The organism is Clostridium algidicarnis (genome assembly GCF_000703125.1).
Classification (GTDB): Bacteria; Bacillota; Clostridia; order Clostridiales; family Clostridiaceae; genus Clostridium_L; species Clostridium_L algidicarnis.
Map to the genome: position 1 here is coordinate 2,827,306 of NZ_JNLN01000001.1, position 24,109 is coordinate 2,851,414.

Below are 24,109 nucleotides of genomic sequence, written 5' to 3' on the forward strand. Positions count from 1 at the left end.
TAAAATTTATTAGTTTTGTAATATATGTTTTATATTCGCAACTATTATATCTATAGCCACTTTATTATGACCACCTTCTGGAATTATTATGTCTGCATACCTTTTTGTAGGTTCTACAAATTGCAAATGCATAGGCCTTACTACATTTAAATATTGATTAATCACTGATTCTACAGTTCTTCCTCTTTCATTTATATCTCTAAGTAACCTTCTTATAATTCTAACATCTGCATCTGTATCAACATAAAGCTTTATATCTAATAGGTCCCTAATTCCAGGATCTTCCAATATAAGAATACCTTCTAGTATTATTATATCTCTAGATTCAACTTTAACAGTTTCTTTTCTTCTGGTATGCTCTTCAAAATTGTACATTGGTTTTTGAATAGTTTCTCTATTTAATAAAGCTTTTAAATGCTGAATAAGTAGGTCCGTATCAAAAGCTTTAGGATGATCATAATTAGTTTTAATTCTTTCACTTATATCCATAAAACTTTGATCTTTATAGTATGAATCTTGTTCTATCATAGCTATACAACTTTCATCAAATCGGCTATATATTTCTTTTGATATAGTGCTTTTCCCAGATCCAGTTCCACCAGCGATACCTATCAATACAGGATTATTCATTATTTCGCCCCCTTGCTCTTAATAAGCATATCTTTGGGTTCCAATGAAGTCGTTGTATGAAATTTAAATATCATTTGGGCCCTTGGAGCAGAATCTATATCATTATTTAATTCATCTGTCATATTGTTTACACATACCAAAACACCATTTCCATAAGGACTTAGTACTTCTAGGTCATCACCTTTTAAAACTTTATTACGTTGTTCTACAGTAACAATATTAGTTAGTGGATCATAATGTTTTACTACACCTACTATGTCATAATCTCTTATATACGAAGATGTTTCATATATTTGTTTATTAGGTTCATCAAAATAAAATCCTGTATGATAATCTCTATGACTAACTTTCATTAATATTTCAATTAGACTTTGATCAACTTTATAATTTTTAGGATCTTCGAAATAATCATCTACAGCTTGTCTGTAGGCCTTTACCACAGCGGCAACATAGTATGAGCTTTTCATTCTTCCTTCAATTTTGAAGGAGTAAATGCCACTCTTAACAAGTTCTGGTATATGTTCTATCATGCATAAGTCCTTTGAATTCATTATGTAGCTTCCCTTATCATCTTCTATAACCTGAAAATATTCTCCTGGTCTTTTTTCTTCCATAAGGTAGTACTTATATCTACATGGCTGAGCACAAGCTCCTCTGTTAGCATCTCTTCCTGTCATATAATTAGATAAGAGACATCTTCCAGAATAAGACATACACATAGATCCATGTACAAACGCTTCAAGTTCACAACTAGATGGTATATTTTTTCTAATTTCTTCAATTTCTACTAATGATAATTCTCTTGCGAGTACAATTCTTTTCACCCCTATACTATGCCAAAACATAGCTGATTTCCAATTTACATTATTAGCTTGAGTACTTAAGTGAAGTTCTAAGTTAGGTACTACTTCTCTAGCAGTCATTATAATTCCAGGGTCTGACACTATCAATGCATCAACTCTCAAAGATTCTAATTCTTTAAGATAGTTTTCAAGTCCAATAATATCATCATTATGAGGAAAAACATTTAAGGTAACATATACTTTCTTTCCTCTATCATGAGCATACTTAACTCCAAGCTCTATATCCTCTGTGGTGAAGTTATCGGCAAAAGCTCTAAGATTTAATTTGCTACCACCTAAATAAACTGCATCTGCACCAAAATCAATGGCCGTAATTAACTTTTCAAGGCTTCCTGCTGGAGCTAATATCTCTGGTTTTCTCATCATATTCCCCTCCTTTTTGTAACTGCTATTCCGTCCCCCATAGGTATGACAGATGTAATAAGTTCCTCATCTTTTGAAACTAGTTCAAGATAGGTTCTCATTCTTTTTACTATAGTTATTTTTCTTCTTTTTACTAATTCATCAGATGGAACCATTCCTCTAAAAAGTACATTATCCGCTATTATTATTCCATCCTTATTAAGAAGCCTTAAGCAGTGTGGCAAAAAGTGATTATAATGACCTTTTCCAGCATCCATAAATATAATGTCAAACTTATCTTCTATAGATTCAATTATTTCTAGGCAATCACCTTCTAATATTTCTATATCATCCTCGAATCCATAGTTATGTATGTTTACTGTAGCCTTTTCCACCATTTCTTTGTCTCTTTCAATAGTAGTAATCTTACTATTTCTTTTTGAAGCAACACTCATTAAGATAGATGAATATCCAATAGCTGTACCAAGTTCTAATATACGTTTAGGTTTTGTTAAATCTACCATCAGTTCTAAAAACCTTCCTGTTTCTTTTTGAACTATTGGAACTTTGTTATCTATTGAATATTCTTCTAACTCTTTTAGCATGCCCTGGTGGTCAGGTATTAGCCCTCTTAAATACTTTTCCATGTAGTCAAAAGTTACACCACCCATTTTATCCTCCTAAATTAATTATTTAAGCTCTGCTTTTTCTTTTTCTTTCGTTACTATCTAAAATTCTTTTTCTCATTCTAATAGTTTTTGGTGTTACTTCTACTAATTCATCACTAGTTATAAACTCCAGACACTGTTCAAGTGACATTGGGCTTATAGGTGTTAATTTTAAAGAGTCATCTGCTCCTGAAGATCTAGTATTTGATAAATGCTTTTTCTTACATACATTTACTTCAATATCTTCCCCTCTTGAACATTCTCCAGCTATCATTCCATGATAAACCTCTGTACTTGGTGATATAAACAAGCTACCTCTTTCTTGAGCATTATATAATCCGTAAGTTATAGCTATTCCATCTTCAAATACTACTAATGATCCTCTTTTTCTTTCAGGAATATCACCCTTATAAGGTTCATATGATTCAAATATGTGGTTCATTATTCCATTTCCTTTAGTATCTGTCATGAATTCATTTCTAAATCCAATAAGTCCTCTTGCTGGAATTAAAAATTCTAATCTTGCATAGCTGTTTATAGCTGAAGTCATATTAACCATTTCTGCTTTTCTAGGTCCTAATTTTTCCATGATTACTCCCATAAATTCTTCTGGTACATCTACAGTTAATCTTTCTATTGGCTCATACTTTCTACCATTTATTTCTCTATATATAACAGAAGGCTTTGACACTTGGAATTCATATCCTTCTCTTCTCATAGTTTCAATTAATATGGATAAATGAAGTTCTCCTCTTCCATTAATTTTGAAACAATCTGGAGAAATTTCTTCTATTCTCATACTTACGTTAGTTTCAAGTTCTTTTATGAATCTATCTCTTAAGTGTCTTGATGTAACATATTCTCCATCTTTACCTGCGAAAGGTGAGTCATTAACCATAAAATTCATACTTAAGGTTGGCTCATCAATATCAACAAATGGAACAGCTTCTGGTTCAGTAGCATCTGCTATAGTGTCACCTATATTAACGCCTTCTATTCCACTTAATGCTACAATATCTCCAAGTTTAGCTTCTTCTACATCTTCCCTTGCAGTTCCATTATATACATAAAGGTTAGATATCTTTGCATTCTTATTTTCTCCTGTTCTAGACATTAAAACAACATTTTCGTTTTTCTTTATAACTCCTCTTTGTACCTTTCCTATAGCAATTCTACCTACATATTCATTAGAATCTATAGTTGTTATAAGTAATTGAAGAGGCTTATCTATATATCCTTCTGGTGCTTTTACTCTTTTAATTACCATATCAAGCAAAGGTAGCATATCCATATTTCCATCTTCTGGATCTAATCTAGCATAATTTCCTTTAGCTGATGCATAAACTATAGGGAAGTCTAATTGTTCATCAGTAGCTCCAAGTTCAATGAACAGGTCAAAAACTTCATCGATAACTTCTACTGGTCTTGCATTAGGTTTATCTATTTTATTTACTACAACTATTGGGTTTAGTCCAAGTTCTAATGCCTTTTTTAGAACAAATTTAGTTTGAGGCATAGGTCCCTCATATGAGTCAACTACCAGTAGAACACTATCTACCATTTTAAGAACTCTTTCTACTTCTCCACCAAAATCAGCATGACCTGGTGTATCTACTATATTTATTTTAACTCCATTATAAGTTACAGTTGTATTTTTAGATAAGATAGTTATTCCTCTCTCTTTTTCTAGATCATTAGAGTCCATAACCCTCTCTTCTACTCTTTCATTTGCTCTATAATTATGACTTTGTTTTAGCATAGCATCTACAAGTGTAGTCTTGCCGTGATCTACGTGGGCAATAATCGCCACGTTTCTAATATCGCTTCTTATAAATAAACTCATGTTTTAGCCTCCAAAATTTAAGATTTGATTCTTATACACAAAACAAAATTGGATACGCCAAAGTACCCAATTTTGTTCTTAACCATATTAATTCTAATATTATGTTATTGAAATGTCAACTTAGTAATTAATAATAATTAATATATAGGATAAATTTCTATTTATACAATTTATGCAAGTATTTCATTTTGCCCTTATTAAATGGCTTATATACTTAGTTTCACATTAAATGCTTGTGCACTTTAATGTAAAATAAAAAGTTTTTTTACAAATTGTTTTTTTGTCTAATTTAACTAAATCTCCATTATTATAGGAAGTATCATAGGTCTTCTTTTTGTTTTTTCATATAAGAAAACTCTTAATCCTTCTTTTATTGTAGATTTCATGGTAGCCCAATCTGTAGAATGTTTTTCTTCACATATTTTTAAAGATTTCTTCACTACTTCTCTAGCTTCTTCCATAAGTTCCTCAGATTCTCTTACATACACAAATCCTCTGGAAATTATATCCGGACCTGCAATAACATTGCCTGTTTCTTTTTCAATAGTGATAACTACTGTTAAAATACCATCTTGTGATAGATGCTTTCTATCTCTCAATACGATATTACCAACATCTCCTACACCAAGGCCATCCACAAATACTTGACCTGAAGGCACAGTTCCATTTTTTCTTATAGTTTCTCTACTAACTTCTACTACATCTCCAATATCCATAATTAACATTCTTTCCTCTGGTGTTCCAAGCTTTAATGCCAGTTCAAAGTGTTGCTTTAAATGACGATATTCGCCATGTACAGGCATAAAAAACTTAGGTTTAACTAATGTATGCATAAGCTTTAGTTCTTCTTGACATGCATGACCTGAAACATGAACATCAGCTAAAGCCTCATATATAACCTCTGCGCCCTTTTTAAATAATTGATTTATAACTTTAGACACTAATTTTTCATTTCCAGGGATAGGTGTTGCTGATATAATTACCATGTCCCCTTCTATAATATTTACTTTTCTATGTTCAGATGCAGCCATTCTAGTTAATGCTGACATTGGCTCTCCCTGACTTCCTGTAGTTATAATAACCAATTGATCATTTGGATATTTATTTATGGAGTCTATATTTATAAGTATATCCTTTTCAAAATTAAGATATCCAAGTTCTGTAGCTACACCAACTATATTTTCCATGCTTCTACCTGAAACAGCTACTTTTCTATTATACTTTGAAGCTGCTGTTATTATCTGTTGAATCCTATGAACATTTGATGCGAAAGTAGCAACAATAATTCTTCCTTTAGCGGTGGAGAAAATATTTTTAAAAGTTTCTCCAACTGTACTTTCTGACATAGTGTATCCTGATCTTTCAACGTTTGTACTATCTGCAAGCATAAGCAATACACCTTTTCTTCCAAGTTCAGCAAATCTAGATAAATCAGCTACATCTCCATCTATTGGTGTATAGTCTATCTTAAAATCTCCAGTATGAAGTATAGCTCCTAATGGAGTGTGGATAGCTATAGCTACAGAATCAGCTATACTATGATTAGTTTTTATAAACTCTACAGATACACTTTTCAATTTAATTATATCTTTAGGGCTTACTCTTATTAATTCTGTGGTGCTTAAAAGACCATGTTCCTTAAGTTTTGTTTCTACTATTCCGAGTGTAAGCTTAGTTCCATAAATAGGTACATTCAACTGTTTAAGCACATATGGAAGTGCACCTATATGATCTTCGTGTCCATGGGTCAAGAAGATTCCCCTTACCTTATCCTTATTTTTTATGAGATATGTTACATCCGGTATTACTATATCTATACCAAACATATCCTCATCTGGGAACTTTAACCCGCAGTCAATTACAATAATGTCCTCTTTGTATTCTATGACAGTCAAATTCTTACCGATTTCATTGACTCCGCCAAGAGGAATTATCTTTACTTTTTCCTTTTCCTTTTTCAAATCAACTTTCCTCCTTTTATGTTAAACACCACAGCTAGTCTTTATGATCCTTTTTATAGCATTCTTCGCAAATACCAAAAAACTTTACACTGTGGTCTTTGATTTTAAATTTGTATCCTTTTTCAATTTTTTCTTCTAAGGATTCTAAAAGATCTCCTTGAACTTCTATTACTTTTCCACAGTTATTACATATCAAATGATGATGTCTATGAGTTTCATCCTCATGAACTAACTCATATCTGCTACATCCGTCATTTAAATCTAACTTATATATTATGCCAAGCTCCTCAAGTAAAACTATAGTTCTATATACTGTAGCCAAGCCAATCTCAGGACATATCTTTTTAACCTCATCATAAATTTCTTCAACGGTTAAATGACTTCCTTCATTGTCGATTATAGTATCTACTATAGCCCTTCTTTGAGGAGTTAGCTTATATCCTCTTCCTTTTAGATCTTCTTTTAATTTATTAATTTGTGCTGATGTTAAAATTGACATCATAAATACCCCATTTCACCAATTAATTAAGCTGATCCTCTGAGAAAATTGCACTATAGGCTTCAGCTACTATTTCAAATTCTTCATCATCGTCTACAGTAACTAAAATGTCATTTCCTTCACTATCCTTTAATATCTTCAAAGCAATTGCATCAGTTTCACTTTCCTGCATAGAAGCCACTATTAAATATTCATTTTCCTCTATATCAAACTTTGTAATTATTTCAAATTCAATTTCATTTCCCTCTTCGTCCTTAAGAACTACTGTATCTGTATTTTCTTCCACTTTATTCTCTCCCTTATTAATATCATTTTAAAAGTTACATCTATTTTTATCAAGTTTTACTTAGAGATTCTATCCAAGTAACCTTGAAGTATATATGTAGCTGCAACTTTATCTATTATTTTCTTTCTCTTTGCCCTTGAAAGGTCCGCCTCTAGCATTGCCTTTTCAGCAGCAACAGTCGTAAGTCTCTCATCCCACATTTCTATAGGTAAATTTAAAGCTTTTTTTATATGTTCTGTAAAGCTTAAAATACTTTCTCCTTGAGGTCCTATGCTTCCATTCATATTTTTAGGTAGACCAACCACAATAGTTTCTACTCCATATTCTTCACATATTGTCCTAAGCTCTTCTAAGTCACTTTTTTTGTTCTTTCTTCTAATAGTAGTGATACCTTGGGCCGTATAACCTAGAGGGTCACTTATAGCCACCCCAATAGTTTTAGTTCCCATATCAAGTCCTAATATCCGCATAAATTGTCCCCTTTTAAAATATTAAAATAATAAGTGCCCCAAAGGGCACTTATTATTTTATACCTAAATAAGATTTTAAAACTTCTTCAAGTATTTCATCTCTTTCAAGCTTTCTTACTAAAGCCCTCGCACCATTATAATTTGTTATATAAGTTGGATCTCCAGAAATTAAATAGCCTACTAATTGATTTACAGGATTATATCCCTTTTTCTGCAAAGAATCAAAAACCTCTGTAAGGATCTTTTTAGTTAAAGCCTGTTTATCTCTATCAAAATCAAACTGCATAGTATTTTCGTTATTACTCATATTTTTGCTGCAAAAAAACTAAAAGTTTAGAGCAGCTTCACCCCCTTACACATTATGAATTAAATGTAAGAATGATATCTCCATCTATATTATTTATCTTTACATCTACACTTATTCAAATCCTCGATGCTCATATTTATATTATAAATCAAAATACCAAAATTGTACACTATATAAATTATGAGTTTGAAATATAATAAACTTTTTGTAACAAGTTTATATATATTTACAATTCAAAATAATTTTATTTTATTAATTCTTTAAGTGTTTCTTCTACACTTTCTAAGGCTTCTTTAATTTTTTCAGTATTCTTACCACCGGCTTCTGCCATATCAGGCCTACCGCCTCCGCCTCCGCCAGCTATAGTTGCAGCTTTCTTTATTATCTTGCCGCAATGTACGCCTTTTGATACTGCATCCTTTGATGCCATCGCTACTAAATTAACTTTATTTTCTTTACTACTAGCAAGAACCACTAAACTATTTTCAATTTTATTTCTTAATTTATCTGCAATCTCTCTTAACTCATTTGAATCCATATTGTGAAGCTCCGATGTTATTATCTTAAATCCAAGAACGTCTTTTACATCACTTAACATTTCATCTTCTAATCCTTTTGCAAGTTCAGATTTTAACTGATAAATTTCTTTTTCTTTATCCTTTAACTCTTCAATATTACTGTTAATTTTAACTATAAGATCCCTTTCTGAACATTTTAAAATTGAAGAACTTTCTTTTATTAGCATTTCCTTATTTTCAAGATAGTCTATAGACTTAAATCCAGTTATAGCCTCTATTCTTCTTATTCCTGAAGCTACCCCTGATTCAGATAAAATTTTAAACAACCCTATTTCTCCAGAATTATTAACATGCGTTCCTCCACAAAGTTCTTTACTAAATGATTCTATAGATACAACCCTTACATTTTCTTTATACTTATCTTCAAATAGAGCTATAGCTCCAGTATCTTTAGCCTCTTCTATAGTCATCTCCTCTGTAGTTACAGGGAATGCTTCCATTATCTTTTCATTAACAAGCATCTCTACTTCTTTTATTTGTTTGGATGTAACTGCTGAAAAATGAGTAAAGTCAAATCTTAATTTATCCTCATCTACGTAAGATCCAGACTGTGCAATATGCTCTCCTAAAACTCTTTTTAAAGCTTCATGTAATAAATGAGTAGCTGTATGGTTTCTACAAATTGCTTTTCTTCTTTTATTATTTAATACTAACTTCACCTCATCATTTATGGATACTTCTCCATTAATAACATTAACAAAATGCATTATTTTTCCTGAGATGTTCTTTTTACAATCGTAAACCTCTGCCTTAAACAAGCTATTTTCAATTATTCCTTGGTCTCCTACCTGGCCACCCATTTCTGCATAAAAGGGTGTGTTTTCTACTAATATAATGCCACTTTCTCCAGCTTTTAAAGTAGATACATTTTCTTCTCCCTTTATTAAAAGAAGTACCTTCGAACAATCTTTAATGCTTTTGTATCCTACAAAATTAGAAGTTAAATTTTTATCTATATTCTCTAGTATACCACTATTACTTCCCATATAGTTTGTTTCATTTCTAGCCCCTCTTGCCCTTTTTCTTTGAAGCTCCATTTCTTTATTGAACCCTTCTGTATCTACCGTTAGACCTTTTTCATTCAATATTTCTTCAGTTAATTCTAATGGAAATCCAAAGGTATCATAAAGTTTAAAAGCCTTAATTCCTTCTAAAGAAGTTTTGCCTTCCTTTTGGAATTCTTCTATATATTCTTTTAATATGTCTATACCAGCATCAATTGTTTCATTAAATCTTTCTTCTTCTAGTAGTATGACCTTATTTATATAATCTTTTTTATCTATTAATTCTTTATATGCCCCGCCATAATTTTCTATTACCTTTTCAACTATATCATTAATAAATGTTCTTTTTATCCCTAAAAGTCTTCCATGTCTTGCAGCTCTTCTAAGAAGTCTTCTTAATACATAACCTCTACCTTCATTAGAAGGTAGAACGCCGTCTGCTATTAAAAAAGCCACGCTTTTAGCATGATCTGCAACTATTCTTAAGGATATATCCATGTTTTTATCTTTTCCATAAGTAACTTTTGATATCTTTGCTACTTCCAATAATATATCCTTTATACTATCAATTTCAAATATACTTTCTGTTTCTTGCATAATTGTAGCGATTCTTTCAAGTCCCATACCTGTATCAATATTAGGATGATCTAACTTATTATATACGCCATTTTCATCTTTATTAAATTGAGTAAATACAAGATTCCAGAATTCCACTATTCTATCATTTTCTGAAGCCTCAATAAAATCCTCATTAGTTTTTATTTCACCTTCGCCTCTATCAAAATGTATCTCTGAAGATGGTCCACAAGGTCCTTGCCCTATCTCCCAAAAGTTATCTTCTTTTCCTAATCTAAATATTCGGCTTGAATCTATATCCGTTTTATTTACCCATATATCAAAAGCTTCATCATCTTCTACATAAATAGTTACATATAATTTATCTTTTGGTATATCTAAAACCTTAGTAACAAACTCCCAAGACCATGGTATTATTTCATCTTTAAAGTAGTCCCCGAAGGAAAAGTTACCTAACATCTCAAAAAAAGTAGCATGCCTTGATGTCTTACCTACATTGTCTATATCTCCTGTTCTAATACACTTTTGACAGGTTGTTACCCTTTTACTTGGTGGAGTTTTAATTCCTGTAAAATAAGGTTTTAATGGCGCCATACCTGCATTTATAAGTAATAAGCTCTTATCTTCTTTTGGAACTAGTGGAAAACTTTCTATTACTAAATGGTTTTTAGTCTCAAAAAACTTCAAATACGTTTCTCTTAACTCATTCAAACTCATATATTTCATATACATATGCCTCCTAATATAAATTTTATAAAATTGGAACAAAAAAAACTCTCATCCCAGACAGGGACGAAAGTTACACTTCCGCGGTACCACCCTAATTATGCATATTAAATGCATCTCTTTAATATTTAGCTCTGAGATAGCTTTCATCTTTTAACTTAAGAAGTTTCCACCAAACACTTCCTCTCTACATAAATTAATAAGACTACTCTTTCTCTTCACAGCTAAAATATTTATTTATATGAAGATTATAGATTATACTTATATTTATGTCAATATTTCAAAAAACATTTTTTTAAAATAAGTAGTAGTTTATATCTTCATAAACAACCTTTATAATAACACCTATAGGTACTGCTATAATAAGCCCTAATAGCCCTCCTAGTTTGCCTCCTACTAGTATTAATAGTATAATTATCATAGGATGCATAGATGTGCTGTAGCCTATGATTTTAGGGGATACAACATCTCCTTCAATTTGTTGAATTATATATAAAAATAGTGTGATCCATAATGCCTTTTCTGTAGACTTAAATAAAGCCATGATTATAATGGGAATAGCTCCAAATAAAGGTCCAAAGTAAGGTATTATATTAAATAGTCCATTTATCAGAGATAATAATAAAGGAAATTCTATTTTAAAAATGATTAATGATATAAATGTAAAAGCCCAAATTACAAAACAAAGTATAAATTGACTTATTATATATCGTCCTAAAATCTCGTCTATATCTTTAGCTATGTTAGTTACAACTCTTCTATTTTTAACTGGAAAAATCATAAGAAGTTTCTCTAATATAATTTCTTCATCTATTAAAAAATAATAAGATAAAACAGGAACCACAGCATAGCCTAAAGAGTTTTCTCCAATTTCTATTATTCTTTCTACCGTATTACTTGAAATATCAACTACATATCTATTTATTTTTTCTCCTATTAATTCTTCTAATATCATTAGGGTTTTATTGTTAGATAACTTTAGTTTTCCATATATATTACTTATAAAACTATCCATATACTCTAACCTTGGATATAGGTTCTTACTTTCTCTAATTATTATAGGGATTATTGTAATAAATGAAAATATAAATAACACTAAAAAAAAGCTTATAACAAATATTGCAGAAATCTTTTTGTTTATTCCAAGTTGCATAACCTTTTTATGAACTGGTTTTAGGCTATAGGCTAGCATAAATGAAAATATAGCTATACCACCTAATTTTCTAACTATATCAATAGAAAATAAAATATAAAATAGTAATAACAAGACTATAAATATAACTAAGTATTTTATCTTTTTATTTAAAACCTTCATATTTTTACCTCAATAATAGAGCTTACCATAACCTTTTATTTGGTAAGTTCATAAATTCTATTCCTTCCCTTTCACAAATAATTATATTATCCTCACCTAGTATAAGGTTTCTTGGTGATATTATCTTTTTGTGGCTAAATAACTTGTATAAAAAGCCTTCACATATTACCATTGCCTTTATAGTGTAATCTTCTGGGTCTATTATTATATCTTCTAAAAATCCTACTATATTGTCATCCTTATCTATAACTTCTAAGTGTCTTATACTATTAAATTCTAAGAAGCTATCATTACATTTACCCTTCGCTATTATTCTTTCATTTATGTATATTATATCTTTAATAGAAATATTTATATCCTTTGCCATTAAAGATGGGGAGGATACTTCAAATCCTGTAACTTTAGCTTTTGAAAAGTTAATTAAGACATCTTTAACTTCACCCATATTCTTACCATCTTTATCTATAACCTTTTTAAAAATTATATCTTTATACCTCCACATATTATAATCATCCTATCTTTTAAATACCTTTCTTATTACTCTTAAGTTATACATATATATATTTTGCCTAATAACGCAAAAATAATACCCGAGTTCGGGTATTATTTTTATATATTTAATATCTATTATCCATGAACTTCGCTATGTAATTCATCATGGTTATGTTCTTTGTAATCCCATGGTTTAAGCCCAATAGATTCTCTATAATTGTTTATAGCTTTATGAATTGCCTCTTCTGCTAAAACTGAACAATGCATCTTAATTGCTGGTAGACCATCTAACGCTTCTGCAACCGCTTTATTAGTTAATTTCCATGCTTCTTCTAAAGACTTTCCCTTTATAAGTTCAGTTGCCATACTTGATGATGCTATAGCTGATCCACATCCAAAAGTCATAAACTTAACATCTATTACTATATTATCTTCAACCTTCATATATATCTTCATTATATCTCCACATTTAGCATTTCCAACTTCCCCAATACCATTTGCATCGGCTATTTCACCTACATTTCTTGGATTTCTAAAATGATCCATTACCATATCGCTATACATATTAAAATTCCCCCTTTTTAATAAAATCATGCCATAAAGGTGACATATTTCTGAGTCTATCTATTATTTTAGGTACCACAGATAATAAATAATCTACTTCTTCTTCTGTGTTTCCATCACCTATAGATAATCTTAATGAACCATGTGCTCTTTCATGATTAAGACCTATAGCTAAGAGGACATGCGATGGATCAAGGGCCCCCGAAGTACAGGCACTACCGCTAGATGCACAAATATTCTTATCATCTAAGGATAACAAGATACCTTCACCCTCTATGAACCTAAAGCATACATTAACGTTTCCTGGTAATCTATTTTCGCTTATAGGTCCATTTAATTTAGTATGAGGTATTTCCATAAGCCCAGTTATAATCTTATCTCTTAATATTGTAAGTCTTTTACTGCTTTTATCCATTTCATTTACTGACATCTCCAAAGCCTTACTAAGCCCTACTATACCTGCTATATTTTCTGTCCCTGCCCTCTTACCTCTTTCTTGAGCTCCGCCATGAATTAAATTATCAATTTTAATTCCTTTTTTAATATACAAAGCACCTACACCCTTAGGCCCATAAAATTTATGTGCTGCAAGAGACAACATATCTATATTCATTTCTTTAACATCTACCGGTATATGTCCTACAGCTTGAACTGCATCAGTATGAAATACAACATTTTTATCTCTACAGATTTGTCCTATTTCTTTTATAGGTTGTATTGTTCCAATTTCATTATTAGCAAACATTATTGAAACTAATATAGTATTATCCTTTATAGCAGATTTTAACTGTTCTAAATTTATAAATCCTTCTTCATCCACATCTAAATATGTAATTTCAAAACCGTGTTTTTCTAAATATTCGCAGGAATGTAGTACAGCATGATGTTCTATTTTGCTTGTTATTATATGGTTACCCTTATTAAAATTAGCAAATGCAAATCCTTTTATAGCGAAATTATCTGCCTCAGTTCCACCACCTGTAAAGAATATTTCATTTCTATCGGCATTTATAGCCTTGGCTACCTTATCTCTACTTGAATCTATAACCTTTCTTGTGTCTCTTGATATGGAATATACCGATGAAGGATTTCCATAATGTTCGCCAAAATAAGGTATCATTTCATCTAATACCTCTTTTTTTGTATACGTAGTTGCAGCATAGTCCATATATACTACCTTTTGCATATTACCAGCCCCTTACTTTTCAATTTTAATTTCTTGGCTTGAAGACTGTATTCTATTATAGTCATCTACCATATCTTTTAAAGTAACAGATTGCATAACACTGTCTATGCTATTTTTTACTTTAGCCCAAAGAAGTCTTGTAGCACAGCAATCCATGTTATTACAATGAGTACCTTCAACGCAATCTGAAATTTCTATAGGTCCTTCTAAAACTTCTATAATATCTGCAACAGTTATCTCTTCCGGTTTTCTATTTAAAATGTATCCACCCTTTGCACCTCTTACGCTCTTTATTATATTTGCTTTTCTAAGAGGAGAAAATAACTGTTCAAGATAATACTCTGATATATTTTGTCTTTCTGATATACTTTTAATCGAGATAGGTGTTTCATCACAATTTACAGCTAAATCAAGCATTGCCTTTACACCATATCTGCCTTTGGTAGATAGTTTCATATTAATCACTCCTATTAATGTTGAGTGTTTCACTTGGTTTTCATGATAATTTTATCAAATCCGACTAGAATTGTCAACAATGATTTAGATAGTAAAATTTCAGATTATTTATTAATTAATGTTTCTAATATTATCTTTATACAATTAAACATATTGTAATAATACTATCCTTTAATAATGATATATCTCAATACTAAATGCTGATTAATTTTTAAACCTATTTAATCTTATCCCAGTATTCTTTAGATGTCCTCTCCATTTTATTATTCCCATATTCATAATAAACGCTATCTTTAACATTATTTGGTAGGTATTGTTGTTGCACATAACTGTTTTTATAATTATGTGGATATTTATATTCCACTCCTCTATTTAAATTTTTAGCTCCACTATAGTGAGCATCTTTTATATGAATTGGAATATCTCCAACTTCCTTTTTTTCTAAATCATCAAGTGCTCTATCTATAGCAACTACTACAGAATTAGATTTAGGAGACGTAGCTAATAATATAACAGCCTGTGCTAAGGGTATCCTTGCTTCTGGGAAGCCTAACGTCATAGAGGAATCCACGCAGCTTTTAACCATGGCAATTGCATTAGGATATGCAAGACCTATATCTTCACTTGCTATAACCAATATTCTTCTACATATAGATATCAAATCACCAGCTTTAATTAATCTTGCTAAGTAATGAAGTGCAGCATCTACATCACTTCCTCTTATGGACTTTTGAAAAGCACTTAAAATATCATAATGGTTGTCGCCTAACATATCGTAGGATATAACCTTAGTCTGAGTGCTATCTTTTGCAATATTTAAATCTATAATCACACTATATTTTTCATTTGGTGGAGTTGAATATATTCCAATTTCTAAAGCATTTATAGCTTTTCTCACATCTCCATTAGAAGCATCTACAATATATTCTTTTGCCTCATCTTCTACCTCTACATTTATATTTTCTTCTTCCTTATTTATTATTTCTATAACCCTGTCTATAGCAATTTTCATATCTCCTTTTTCTACAGGTTTAAATTCAAATATAGTGGATCTGCTTAAAATAGCTTTAAATATATAATGATAAGGATTTTCTGTAGTACTAGCTATAAGCGTAATCCGACCATCTTCGATAAATTCAAGTAAAGATTGTTGTTGTTTTTTATTAAAGTTTTGTATCTCATCTAAATAAAGAAGTATTCCATTTATACCTTCAAAAGTATCTAGCGTACTTACAATTTGTTGAATATCCTTCAAGCTAGAATTTGTTGCATTAAGCTTATAAAATGTTTTATTGCTTTTTTTTGCAATTATATTAGCAACAGTAGTCTTACCTACCCCTGGTGGTCCATAAAATATCATATTAGTAATACGTCCACTTTTTAAAATTCTATCTAAGATCTTTCCATTTCCTAATATATGTTTTTGACCCACTACCTCATTTAGTTCATTAGGTCTTAATTTATCTGCTAAAGGTTTCCTCATATTAATCACTCTTTCAATATAATAATTGATATTCTTTTATATTTATTTTACCATAAAGATAAAAGGATATCCTACGTATCTAGGATATCCTTTTATCTCTTTTACAAAATAATTTTTATATACTGATTTTATATTAATTATATTTTAACTTAAAATATTTTATTAAATTAATTATAAACTTATAGATGTGCCTGTAACACCCTCTAAACCTTCTTTTACTTTATCTAATGATGTTATTACAGTTTCTCTATCTTCCTTAGATGCCGCAAACTTTATAGCTGCCTTAACTTTTGGCAACATAGACCCTGGCGCAAAATGACCTTCCTCCATATATTTATCCATTAATTCCACAGTTACTTTGTCTAAAGACTTTTCTTCTGGTTTTCCGTAATTTATATAAACCTTTTCTACGGCTGTTAAAATAAGCAGTTTATCTGCATCTAATATTTCCGCTAATTTTTCTGATGCAAAATCTTTATCTATTACCGCATCTACGCCTTTAAGATATTCATCCTTTTCTATTACAGGTATACCCCCACCGCCTACAGTAATTACAATATGGCCTGCATCTACTAGAGCTTTTATAGAGTTTTCCTCCACTATTCTAACAGGTAAAGGTGATGCCACAACCCTTCTCCATCCCCTACCAGCATCTTCTTTAAATATATATCCTTTTTCATCACTAATCTTTTCTGCTTCTTCTTTTGTAAAAAATGAACCTATTGGTTTAGATGGATTATTAAAATTTTCATCTTTTTCATCAACTACAACTTCCGTAATTAATGTAACTACATCTTTATTTATATTTCTTTTCATTAATTCAATTTTTATAGCTTGTTGAAGATGGTATCCTATGTATCCTTGGCTCATAGCACCACACTCCGGAAAAGGCATCATCACATTGCTACTTGAAGACTCATAGGTGGAAACTATTTGACCAACCTGTGGTCCATTTCCATGAACTATTATAATATTATGACCTTCCTCTACTAAATCTACCAAATATTTTGCTGTATCCTTTGCTGTATTCAATTGACTATTTGCAGAAGTATCCTTTGGATTTGCTTGAAGAGCATTTCCGCCTAAAGCAATAACTATTTTACTCATTTATCAATCTCTCCTTACAATCTTATTTTACACATAATAATTATATCATCTTTATTATCATATATACATAAATTTGTAATAATTCTATACAACTTTAATATTTACTTCAATATCCTCTTTGCTTCTAAAAATCGTTGAAATGCTGTAATAATTACTGCTAATGAAAATATATCCGTTATAAATACTAAATTATGAGAGAAATTTATCATAAGTGAAAACATAATAAAGCCTTCAGTTCTTTCTGCAAATCCTGCTTGATAATAAAAGGACTTCATGCCTTTTTTCTCTGTTAATGCTGCAACGGTTAAAAACAAAGTCATAGAAATCAAAATACATATAGTGAGAATTAAAAGATGTAATATATCGTTAGGGAATTTTATAGCAAGGGTTAAAATTATACCCATTTCAACCATCCTATCAAAAGTTATATCCATTAAGGTTCCAATTGATGTTGTAATTCCCTTCTTTCTTGCCATAGCACCATCTACTGCATCCAAAAATCCTGAAAACCATAACGCAAAAATAGCTACTATAGGCAAATCAAAGTATATAAATACAGATGAAGCTATTCCAATAATAAAAGCTATTAAAGTTATGTTATTTGGGGTTAAGTTTATATTTAATAAAAATTTAGCAACTAAATTGATTAATGGATTTACATATTTTCTTCCATATGTATCAAGCATGTTTTCCTCCTAATTAATAATGTTTATTTTATTAAAATTATATCCTAATATTACTTTTTCACCAACACAAAATGTCACATCTTTATTATAATTTTGTAGTACCTCTACACTACAATCTTTAGAAATTTTTATACTTAATTTTAAGAATCCTTGTATATAAGATACATTTTCTATCTTACCCTTAATCCATCCATAATCTTTTTTTAACAATGGATCCTGTGGCAAGCATTTATATACCACACATCCTTCTGGCTTTATGGCTAAATATATTCCTTTATAATTCATATACTCATTTTTCATACGAATATTACTTTCATAATCCTTTTTTATTTTACATTTAACTTCACCTAAACCTAGAATGAAATCTTTACCATAAAATATATTATCTTTTATATCACCATAAAATATATTATTAATTCCTAAAAACTCTGCTACAAATGAACTCTCAGGATTTTCATATAAATCTTTAGGACTTCCCACTTGAATTATTTTGCCTTCATTCATTATAGCCATTTTATCAAACAAAAAAAATGCCTCTTCTTTATCGTGAGTTACAAATATAGTAGTTATCTTATGTTTACTATGTAACCTTTTAGTGAATTCTCTCATATCTTCTCTAAGCTTTGGATCTAACGCACTAAAAGGTTCATCCATGAGAAGAAGCTTTGGGCTACATACAAGCGCCCTTGCTATAGCACCTCTTTGTTTTTGTCCTCCACTTAATTGATCTGGATATCTTTTTTCCATACCATCTAAGTTTACTATATTCAATATCTCTTTAATTTTAATTTTCCTATGCTCTTTAGGAACTTTTCTCATCTTTAGTCCAAATCCCACATTTTCCTCCAAGGTCATATGTGGAAAAAGTAGCGATTCCTGAAAAACCATGGCAAGATTTCTTTTTTCCGTAGGAGTACTTACTATGTTTTCTTCCCCAATATATATCTCTCCACTATTTAATTCTAAAAGTCCTGCTATAAGATTTAGCATAGTACTTTTACCACAACCTGACGGTCCAAGTAATCCAAAAAATTCTCCTTCGTTGATCTCTAACCTAGGTATATTTAGATCAAATGATCTTTCGTTTGAAGTTTTATTACTCAAATATGTTTTTTGTATATTTATTATCTTTACATTGTTCATAATACTTTTTATTACGAATTATATAACTAATTCTTAATAAAATTCCTCCAATCCTATTTGTTTTATTGTTATCTATAATGCCTTTTTATAAATGAATCTAAAATCCAAAGTGAAATAAATGACAACAATGCAAATAATATAGAATATGCAGCACCAATAGACTTATCGCCTCCACTTATAAATGGAAACATAAATATAGGAAGTGTCAATATCTCTCCACCACCTATAAACAAAGTTGTTATATATTGATTTAAAGATATAAGTAAAGTCAAACTAGAGCCAGCTATAACTCCTGGTAATATAAATGGAAGTGTTACATTTAAAAACCTTTTAAATGGGCTTGCACCCATAACTTTAGCTGCATCCTCCCATTTAAAACCTAGATTTTTATAACTAATCTCCAATGCCATAATCATATATGGCAAGGTGGACATAATATGAACTAATATTACTCCTACTGTATTTTCAGTGAGTCCAAATCCTATAAATGTTTTATGAATTCCCATAAGTATAGTTAATGGAGGAATTATTATAGGAACTATAAGTATAAATTTCATCAGTTTTTTACCCTTAAATTCATATCTAGCAAGTGCGTCTGCTGCTGGTATTCCAATAATAATGTTTATAATATTGACTATAATAGCTATAATAAAACTGTTTTTTATAGCTATTATAGTTGCTGAGTATCCTGTAAATACATATTTCCACGGTCTTATATTAAACTCTACTGGCCATAAATCTGGCCACCTCCAAAAAGATGAGAAACTTACTATAAAAAGCAATACTATCGGCATAATGCCTATTAATATAATTGATAAAATAATAAATAACACTAAAATATTTAAAATCTTTCTTTTCATAACTAATTATTGTCCACCTTATCTTTATGCTTTTTATTAAAAAAGTAATAAACAGCACTAATAAACATTATAAATATAAATATTATTATATTTATGCCTAAAGCTATAGGCCTCTCAGAAAAGTCCCCCTTCATATATAATTCATAGGAATAAACCCCTAATGTTTTAGGATATGTCATTCCTAATAAATAGGGTACTTCAAAAGCTGAAAAAATAAAAGTAAACACTATAAATGTTGAAGTTCTAAGTGGTGCTATTAGCATAGGAAAAACTATCTCACTAAAAGTCTTAAAGATATTTGCTCCAAATATCCTTGCCACTTGTATCCAATTATCTTGTACTTTTAAAAGTACAGGATAAAGCATAAGCACTATAAAAGGCGTTGTCTTCCAAACATATGCGATTATTATTCCAATTGAATTTTTATCGTTAACCAATATTGGGAATTCAGACATATCAGCTATAAGTCCAAGATTATAGCATAATATAGATACCCATCCACTTTGAGTTAAGAATAAAAACATAGCATAAGCACAAGTTAAATAAGAAAATAACATAGGTATTTGCAAAAGTCTCCATAATAATATAGATTGTTTTCTCTTTTTTTCACTTATTAATAAAAATAATAGTAAAGTTATAATAATACCTAAAATTGCAGATATTATTGTACTTACAGCTGAAATTTTAATAGTAGCAATAAAAGAATCCCAGAAAGCTTTTGACTTAAACAGCTTTTTATATACTGAAAATGAAATACCTTTATTTCCATTAGTGTTTAAAATAAAAATACTTTGAAATATACCTTGAAATATACCTCCTACCATTAATGCAGCTACTAATATAAAGGATGGCAATACTAATATATAAGGTTTAGTTTTTTGCCACATTTTCCATCCAATACTTTTCTATTATATCTATATATGAAGATGATATTTCAGATACCCTATGTTTTTCTAGTTCTTCTGAAGAAAGGGTTCCTTCTCCTCTATCTATATCATTTAATTCTTTCTTTTCTTCTGTAGATAGCTTATCTGAACTTATAATTGTTCCATCTCCCCATATATCAGGACTCATCTTTTTAAATTGAGCCTCTTTTGAAATCATAAAGTCTATAACCACCATAGCCGCATCTTTATTTGGTGCATTAAAAGGTATTGTTAAATAGTGGGTATTGGAAAGTGTACCCTTATCTAGCACAAAGCTTCTGGTGCTTTTAGGAAATGCACCTTCTTTTATTTTATTGGCTGCATGTATTGGATTATATGACATAGTGATCCATATCTCTCCATTAGAATATAATTGATCAAGCTTTGAAGAGCTTTCTGGATAGGTATTACCTTCTCTCCATAAATAAGGCTTTATTTCATTTAAATAATTCCATAAAGACTCTGAATCCTTAGAAAATTTCTCTTCGTTTAGTTTGGGAGAAAAAGCTTCATATCCTCCACTAGTTTCTAAAAGTGTTTGGCGTACAAAAGCGCTTCCAGTAAAATCTGGTGGTGCAGGATAAGTAAACTTTCCAGGGTTCTCTTTAACCCAAAGCTTAAATTCCTCCATGGATTTTGGTGGATTCTTAACCTTCTCAGTATCATATATAAAAACAAATTGTGCTTTTCCAAAAGGAGCCTCTAATCCTTCTGTATCCTCACCAAAGTCAGTAGTAATGTCTTTTGCATTTTTATCTACATACTTATTGTAATTAGGAAGTTTATCTACAAAGCTTCCTAAAAGCAGTGAATTATCTTTAACCATTTTAAAGTTTTCTCCATTAAGCCAGCATATATCCATTGTCCCAGAATTCTTATTAACATCTTTTTCTGTCATAAGTTTATTTGTCATATCCTTTGCATCATTAATTGGTACCCTATTTAAGTCAATATCAAACTTATCCTTTACTTGTGGCTTAACCCATAAATCCATATACTTATTTGTGCTTTCACTTCCTCCCCACATATATATATTAACCTTTTTACCCTTACTATCACTTAAGATACTCTCCCAGCTAGACTCTTTTAAGTCAGTATTATTTGCATCTTTATTTTTATTTCCCCCGCAGGAAATTAGGCTTAATGATAAAATTGCTATTATTATACCTGCTCCTAATTTTTTAAACATATTTTATTCTCTCCTTATTTAAAGCTACCCATATTTGATTATTTTAATTTCTTTTTTTTTACACTTTAAAATATCATTTTAATATTATTCTTTTGTAACTTCTTTTAATTTTTTTGAAAATAATTTATCCTTTAATATAAATGACATGGCAAAAAGCAATATTAAAAAACAAATTGATGCGTAAAATGATTTTGATCCTATTGTTTCAGATTTATCTCCTAAATTAGTATAAACTAATATTCCAGGTATAATTCCTATTAGACTTGCCAAGATAAAATCTTTAAATTTAATTTTAGAAATCCCTGCACTATAGCTTATGACATCAAATGGGAATAATGGTATCATCCTTAAAATTAAAATTAGCATAAATCCATTTTTTTCTAGCGAATCTTCAAAGTGAGCTAACTTATGTTTGGTAATTTTTCTTATAAAGTCTCTTCCTAAAAACCTAGCTAGATAAAAGGATAGGCTAGCTCCCATCATTGCACCAATAAGAGTGTAAATACTTCCTCTAATTAGTCCAAATGCTAAACCTCCACCTATAGCTAATATTGAGTCTGGAAATAAAGTAAGTGGTACTAATGTGAACATAATTATGTATAGTATAGGTGCCATATTACCGTAGTTTAATAAGTATGTTTTTAAATCCATAGAGGAAAAGGTTTTAAACCTATTTAAATTATATAAAAAATAAACAACTACTACAATTAAAATTACACTTAAAATATATTTTAAAACCTTAATATAATCTTTTTTCATAAAACCACCTTTTACTTCATTTTATTTATTATCTTCTTCAATTCATATCTGTTTTTCCATTTAGTTATAGAATCCTTATTAACCTGTATAAAGTTTTTATTTTTTATAACCTCATCATTAAAAAGCAAATCTAATATGTGAATAGCCCTTCCTCCACCTATGTTCATGGCTTCTACACAACTTTGACAGTAAGATACAATATATTCTCCTTTCGCTTCTTTTGACCTCTTATTCATTTGTTCTGAGGCAACATGATTATTTGTTACTGCTATCATACCTCCAAATCCACAACAGACTGTGTTACTTTTAGAAAATTTAAATTCTTTACTTTTAATCCCTAGTTGAGCCAATATATTTCTTATAGAATTATGTATACCCTCTTCTTCTCTTATAGAACAAGGGTCATGAATATAAAATATCTCATCTATCCCTTTATATATTCCTTTAAGTTCCTGTGGCACTCCAACCTCTGCTATAATGTTCCAAAGAGACTTGACTTTTATATTTGTTAAGTTCTTATTTAATGTTATAAAACAATTCTCACAGGCAACTACTACTTCATCAGCACCCATAGCTCTTAAATCTTCTTCTAAAGAATTAAAGTATTTTTTAAATCCATCAGTATCGCCCATATCATAAGTAGGCTTACCACAACACTTTAAAATTATGTCTGTGTTTTTAAAGTTCTCTTTTAAGTTTTGGTATGTTTTTTCAACAAGCTTAGGACTGTATGAAGATAAACTGCATCCCGGTAAAAATACTCTTTTCTTCTGCTTTGTTGATCCCTTTTTCATGGATCTACTATAAGTTGTAAACATCTTAGAAAAACTGCTTTTTTGATGATATTTTACAACATTATATCCTGATGGTCTTAGTCTTTTATTGCCTTTTATTATCTCTTTTCTCATATCATAAAATAATTCTTTGAAATTTATGTTTTCAGGGCATACCTTACTACACCACCCACACATTGCACAAGAATAAGGCATTATAATTTCAACTTCATTATTTTGACTAAGTTTACCTAAGAGTTCTTTAGGTGAACTACAAAATGCTTTTAGCATAGGGCAGTTAGTCATACAAGCTTTGCAGCCAGTACAATTTTGAAAACTCTTTTCTATGTCCTTTTGCAACTCTTTTGATAAATAAATATGCCCCATAAAACCCCTCCGTAAAATAAAAAAATAATA

24 protein-coding genes and 1 other annotated feature are annotated in these 24,109 nt (G+C 30.1%); all 24 genes read right to left on the bottom strand.

The window, feature by feature from the left end; genetic code table 11:
• Positions 1 to 9: 9 nt before the first annotated feature.
• Positions 10 to 630, bottom strand: a complete 621-nt coding sequence (udk, locus tag BV55_RS0113555; protein ID WP_029453348.1) for a uridine kinase — start codon at positions 628 to 630, stop codon at positions 10 to 12.
• Positions 630 to 1,856: a peptidase U32 family protein gene (locus BV55_RS0113560; protein ID WP_029453349.1), complete on the bottom strand. Its 1,227-nt coding sequence runs from the start codon at positions 1,854 to 1,856 to the stop codon at positions 630 to 632. The genes udk and BV55_RS0113560 overlap by 1 nt, the downstream gene beginning before the upstream one ends.
• Entirely contained in the window at positions 1,856 to 2,506 is a 651-nt protein-coding gene (locus tag BV55_RS0113565; RefSeq protein ID WP_029453350.1) for an O-methyltransferase, read from the bottom strand. Before BV55_RS0113565 ends, BV55_RS0113560 begins: the two co-directional genes overlap by 1 nt.
• A 22-nt stretch (positions 2,507 to 2,528) precedes the next feature.
• A complete protein-coding gene (gene typA, locus BV55_RS0113570) occupies positions 2,529 to 4,346 on the bottom strand; it encodes a translational GTPase TypA (protein ID WP_029453351.1) in 1,818 nt (605 codons plus the stop codon).
• Between the two features lie 293 nt (positions 4,347 to 4,639).
• On the bottom strand, positions 4,640 to 6,307 hold the full coding sequence (locus BV55_RS0113575) for a ribonuclease J (RefSeq protein ID WP_029453352.1): 1,668 nt from the start codon (positions 6,305 to 6,307) through the stop codon (positions 4,640 to 4,642).
• Between the two features lie 34 nt (positions 6,308 to 6,341).
• Positions 6,342 to 6,806, bottom strand: a complete 465-nt coding sequence (locus BV55_RS0113580; protein WP_029453353.1) for a Fur family transcriptional regulator — start codon at positions 6,804 to 6,806, stop codon at positions 6,342 to 6,344.
• A gap of 22 nt (positions 6,807 to 6,828) precedes the next feature.
• Positions 6,829 to 7,092 (bottom strand): DUF1292 domain-containing protein, encoded by a 264-nt coding sequence (locus BV55_RS0113585; RefSeq protein WP_029453354.1) that lies wholly within the window; start codon positions 7,090 to 7,092, stop codon positions 6,829 to 6,831.
• 56 nt (positions 7,093 to 7,148) lie between these two features.
• Positions 7,149 to 7,562 carry a Holliday junction resolvase RuvX gene (ruvX, locus tag BV55_RS0113590; protein WP_029453355.1) on the bottom strand — a complete coding sequence of 138 codons (414 nt, stop codon included), beginning with the start codon at positions 7,560 to 7,562 and terminating at the stop codon, positions 7,149 to 7,151.
• 52 nt (positions 7,563 to 7,614) lie between these two features.
• Complete coding sequence (locus BV55_RS0113595; protein ID WP_029453356.1) at positions 7,615 to 7,869, bottom strand: IreB family regulatory phosphoprotein; 255 nt, start codon at positions 7,867 to 7,869, stop codon at positions 7,615 to 7,617.
• A 244-nt stretch (positions 7,870 to 8,113) separates the two neighbouring features.
• Positions 8,114 to 10,753 carry an alanine--tRNA ligase gene (alaS, locus tag BV55_RS0113600; protein ID WP_029453357.1) on the bottom strand — a complete coding sequence of 880 codons (2,640 nt, stop codon included), beginning with the start codon at positions 10,751 to 10,753 and terminating at the stop codon, positions 8,114 to 8,116.
• Between the two features lie 59 nt (positions 10,754 to 10,812).
• Positions 10,813 to 10,984: a binding site (T-box leader), on the bottom strand.
• Positions 10,985 to 11,048: 64 nt separating this feature from the next.
• Positions 11,049 to 12,068 (bottom strand): AI-2E family transporter, encoded by a 1,020-nt coding sequence (locus tag BV55_RS0113605; protein WP_029453358.1) that lies wholly within the window; start codon positions 12,066 to 12,068, stop codon positions 11,049 to 11,051.
• A gap of 22 nt (positions 12,069 to 12,090) precedes the next feature.
• Positions 12,091 to 12,570, bottom strand: a complete 480-nt coding sequence (locus BV55_RS0113610) for a PRC-barrel domain-containing protein (RefSeq protein WP_029453359.1) — start codon at positions 12,568 to 12,570, stop codon at positions 12,091 to 12,093.
• A 125-nt stretch (positions 12,571 to 12,695) separates the two neighbouring features.
• Positions 12,696 to 13,124 carry a Fe-S cluster assembly scaffold protein NifU gene (gene nifU, locus BV55_RS0113615; RefSeq protein WP_029453360.1) on the bottom strand — a complete coding sequence of 143 codons (429 nt, stop codon included), beginning with the start codon at positions 13,122 to 13,124 and terminating at the stop codon, positions 12,696 to 12,698.
• Position 13,125: 1 nt separating this feature from the next.
• The gene (gene nifS, locus BV55_RS0113620) at positions 13,126 to 14,310 is read right to left on the bottom strand and encodes a cysteine desulfurase NifS (protein WP_029453361.1); all 1,185 of its coding nucleotides are present in this window, start codon (positions 14,308 to 14,310) and stop codon (positions 13,126 to 13,128) included.
• Between the two features lie 12 nt (positions 14,311 to 14,322).
• Complete coding sequence (locus BV55_RS0113625) at positions 14,323 to 14,766, bottom strand: RrF2 family transcriptional regulator (protein WP_029453362.1); 444 nt, start codon at positions 14,764 to 14,766, stop codon at positions 14,323 to 14,325.
• A 217-nt stretch (positions 14,767 to 14,983) separates the two neighbouring features.
• Positions 14,984 to 16,249: a replication-associated recombination protein A gene (locus BV55_RS0113630; protein ID WP_029453363.1), complete on the bottom strand. Its 1,266-nt coding sequence runs from the start codon at positions 16,247 to 16,249 to the stop codon at positions 14,984 to 14,986.
• Between the two features lie 171 nt (positions 16,250 to 16,420).
• Positions 16,421 to 17,356 (bottom strand): carbamate kinase, encoded by a 936-nt coding sequence (arcC, locus tag BV55_RS0113635; protein ID WP_029453364.1) that lies wholly within the window; start codon positions 17,354 to 17,356, stop codon positions 16,421 to 16,423.
• Between the two features lie 101 nt (positions 17,357 to 17,457).
• On the bottom strand, positions 17,458 to 18,042 hold the full coding sequence (locus tag BV55_RS0113640; protein ID WP_029453365.1) for a CDP-alcohol phosphatidyltransferase family protein: 585 nt from the start codon (positions 18,040 to 18,042) through the stop codon (positions 17,458 to 17,460).
• 9 nt (positions 18,043 to 18,051) lie between these two features.
• Entirely contained in the window at positions 18,052 to 19,185 is a 1,134-nt protein-coding gene (locus BV55_RS14965) for an ABC transporter ATP-binding protein (protein WP_051652514.1), read from the bottom strand.
• A gap of 68 nt (positions 19,186 to 19,253) precedes the next feature.
• Positions 19,254 to 20,045: an ABC transporter permease gene (locus BV55_RS0113650; protein WP_029453367.1), complete on the bottom strand. Its 792-nt coding sequence runs from the start codon at positions 20,043 to 20,045 to the stop codon at positions 19,254 to 19,256.
• 2 nt (positions 20,046 to 20,047) lie between these two features.
• On the bottom strand, positions 20,048 to 20,932 hold the full coding sequence (locus BV55_RS0113655; protein ID WP_029453368.1) for an ABC transporter permease: 885 nt from the start codon (positions 20,930 to 20,932) through the stop codon (positions 20,048 to 20,050).
• Positions 20,916 to 22,160 carry an ABC transporter substrate-binding protein gene (locus tag BV55_RS0113660; RefSeq protein WP_029453369.1) on the bottom strand — a complete coding sequence of 415 codons (1,245 nt, stop codon included), beginning with the start codon at positions 22,158 to 22,160 and terminating at the stop codon, positions 20,916 to 20,918. Before BV55_RS0113660 ends, BV55_RS0113655 begins: the two co-directional genes overlap by 17 nt.
• Positions 22,161 to 22,244: 84 nt before the next feature.
• The gene (locus tag BV55_RS0113665; protein ID WP_029453370.1) at positions 22,245 to 22,919 is read right to left on the bottom strand and encodes a TVP38/TMEM64 family protein; all 675 of its coding nucleotides are present in this window, start codon (positions 22,917 to 22,919) and stop codon (positions 22,245 to 22,247) included.
• A gap of 11 nt (positions 22,920 to 22,930) precedes the next feature.
• Complete coding sequence (locus tag BV55_RS0113670) at positions 22,931 to 24,079, bottom strand: (Fe-S)-binding protein (protein WP_029453371.1); 1,149 nt, start codon at positions 24,077 to 24,079, stop codon at positions 22,931 to 22,933.
• Positions 24,080 to 24,109 lie beyond the last annotated feature (30 nt).

What these genes read in the sequence shown, in the direction of transcription:
- BV55_RS0113650 (WP_029453367.1), bottom strand. Translation starts at nt 20,045, where the DNA reads ATGAAAAGAAAGATTTTAAATATTTTAGTGTTATTTATTATTTTATCA.
- BV55_RS0113610 (WP_029453359.1), bottom strand. Translation starts at nt 12,570, where the DNA reads ATGTGGAGGTATAAAGATATAATTTTTAAAAAGGTTATAGATAAAGAT.
- BV55_RS0113565 (WP_029453350.1), bottom strand. Translation starts at nt 2,506, where the DNA reads ATGGGTGGTGTAACTTTTGACTACATGGAAAAGTATTTAAGAGGGCTA.
- BV55_RS0113625 (WP_029453362.1), bottom strand. Translation starts at nt 14,766, where the DNA reads ATGAAACTATCTACCAAAGGCAGATATGGTGTAAAGGCAATGCTTGAT.
- BV55_RS0113560 (WP_029453349.1), bottom strand. Translation starts at nt 1,856, where the DNA reads ATGAGAAAACCAGAGATATTAGCTCCAGCAGGAAGCCTTGAAAAGTTA.
- BV55_RS0113595 (WP_029453356.1), bottom strand. Translation starts at nt 7,869, where the DNA reads ATGAGTAATAACGAAAATACTATGCAGTTTGATTTTGATAGAGATAAA.
- BV55_RS0113605 (WP_029453358.1), bottom strand. Translation starts at nt 12,068, where the DNA reads ATGAAGGTTTTAAATAAAAAGATAAAATACTTAGTTATATTTATAGTC.
- BV55_RS0113640 (WP_029453365.1), bottom strand. Translation starts at nt 18,042, where the DNA reads ATGCTTGATACATATGGAAGAAAATATGTAAATCCATTAATCAATTTA.
- typA (WP_029453351.1), bottom strand. Translation starts at nt 4,346, where the DNA reads ATGAGTTTATTTATAAGAAGCGATATTAGAAACGTGGCGATTATTGCC.
- alaS (WP_029453357.1), bottom strand. Translation starts at nt 10,753, where the DNA reads ATGAAATATATGAGTTTGAATGAGTTAAGAGAAACGTATTTGAAGTTT.
- arcC (WP_029453364.1), bottom strand. Translation starts at nt 17,356, where the DNA reads ATGAGTAAAATAGTTATTGCTTTAGGCGGAAATGCTCTTCAAGCAAAT.
- udk (WP_029453348.1), bottom strand. Translation starts at nt 630, where the DNA reads ATGAATAATCCTGTATTGATAGGTATCGCTGGTGGAACTGGATCTGGG.
- BV55_RS0113670 (WP_029453371.1), bottom strand. Translation starts at nt 24,079, where the DNA reads ATGGGGCATATTTATTTATCAAAAGAGTTGCAAAAGGACATAGAAAAG.
- BV55_RS0113630 (WP_029453363.1), bottom strand. Translation starts at nt 16,249, where the DNA reads ATGAGGAAACCTTTAGCAGATAAATTAAGACCTAATGAACTAAATGAG.
- BV55_RS0113660 (WP_029453369.1), bottom strand. Translation starts at nt 22,160, where the DNA reads ATGTTTAAAAAATTAGGAGCAGGTATAATAATAGCAATTTTATCATTA.
- BV55_RS0113580 (WP_029453353.1), bottom strand. Translation starts at nt 6,806, where the DNA reads ATGTCAATTTTAACATCAGCACAAATTAATAAATTAAAAGAAGATCTA.
- BV55_RS14965 (WP_051652514.1), bottom strand. Translation starts at nt 19,185, where the DNA reads ATGAACAATGTAAAGATAATAAATATACAAAAAACATATTTGAGTAAT.
- ruvX (WP_029453355.1), bottom strand. Translation starts at nt 7,562, where the DNA reads ATGCGGATATTAGGACTTGATATGGGAACTAAAACTATTGGGGTGGCT.
- BV55_RS0113665 (WP_029453370.1), bottom strand. Translation starts at nt 22,919, where the DNA reads ATGAAAAAAGATTATATTAAGGTTTTAAAATATATTTTAAGTGTAATT.
- BV55_RS0113655 (WP_029453368.1), bottom strand. Translation starts at nt 20,932, where the DNA reads ATGTGGCAAAAAACTAAACCTTATATATTAGTATTGCCATCCTTTATA.
- nifS (WP_029453361.1), bottom strand. Translation starts at nt 14,310, where the DNA reads ATGCAAAAGGTAGTATATATGGACTATGCTGCAACTACGTATACAAAA.
- nifU (WP_029453360.1), bottom strand. Translation starts at nt 13,124, where the DNA reads ATGTATAGCGATATGGTAATGGATCATTTTAGAAATCCAAGAAATGTA.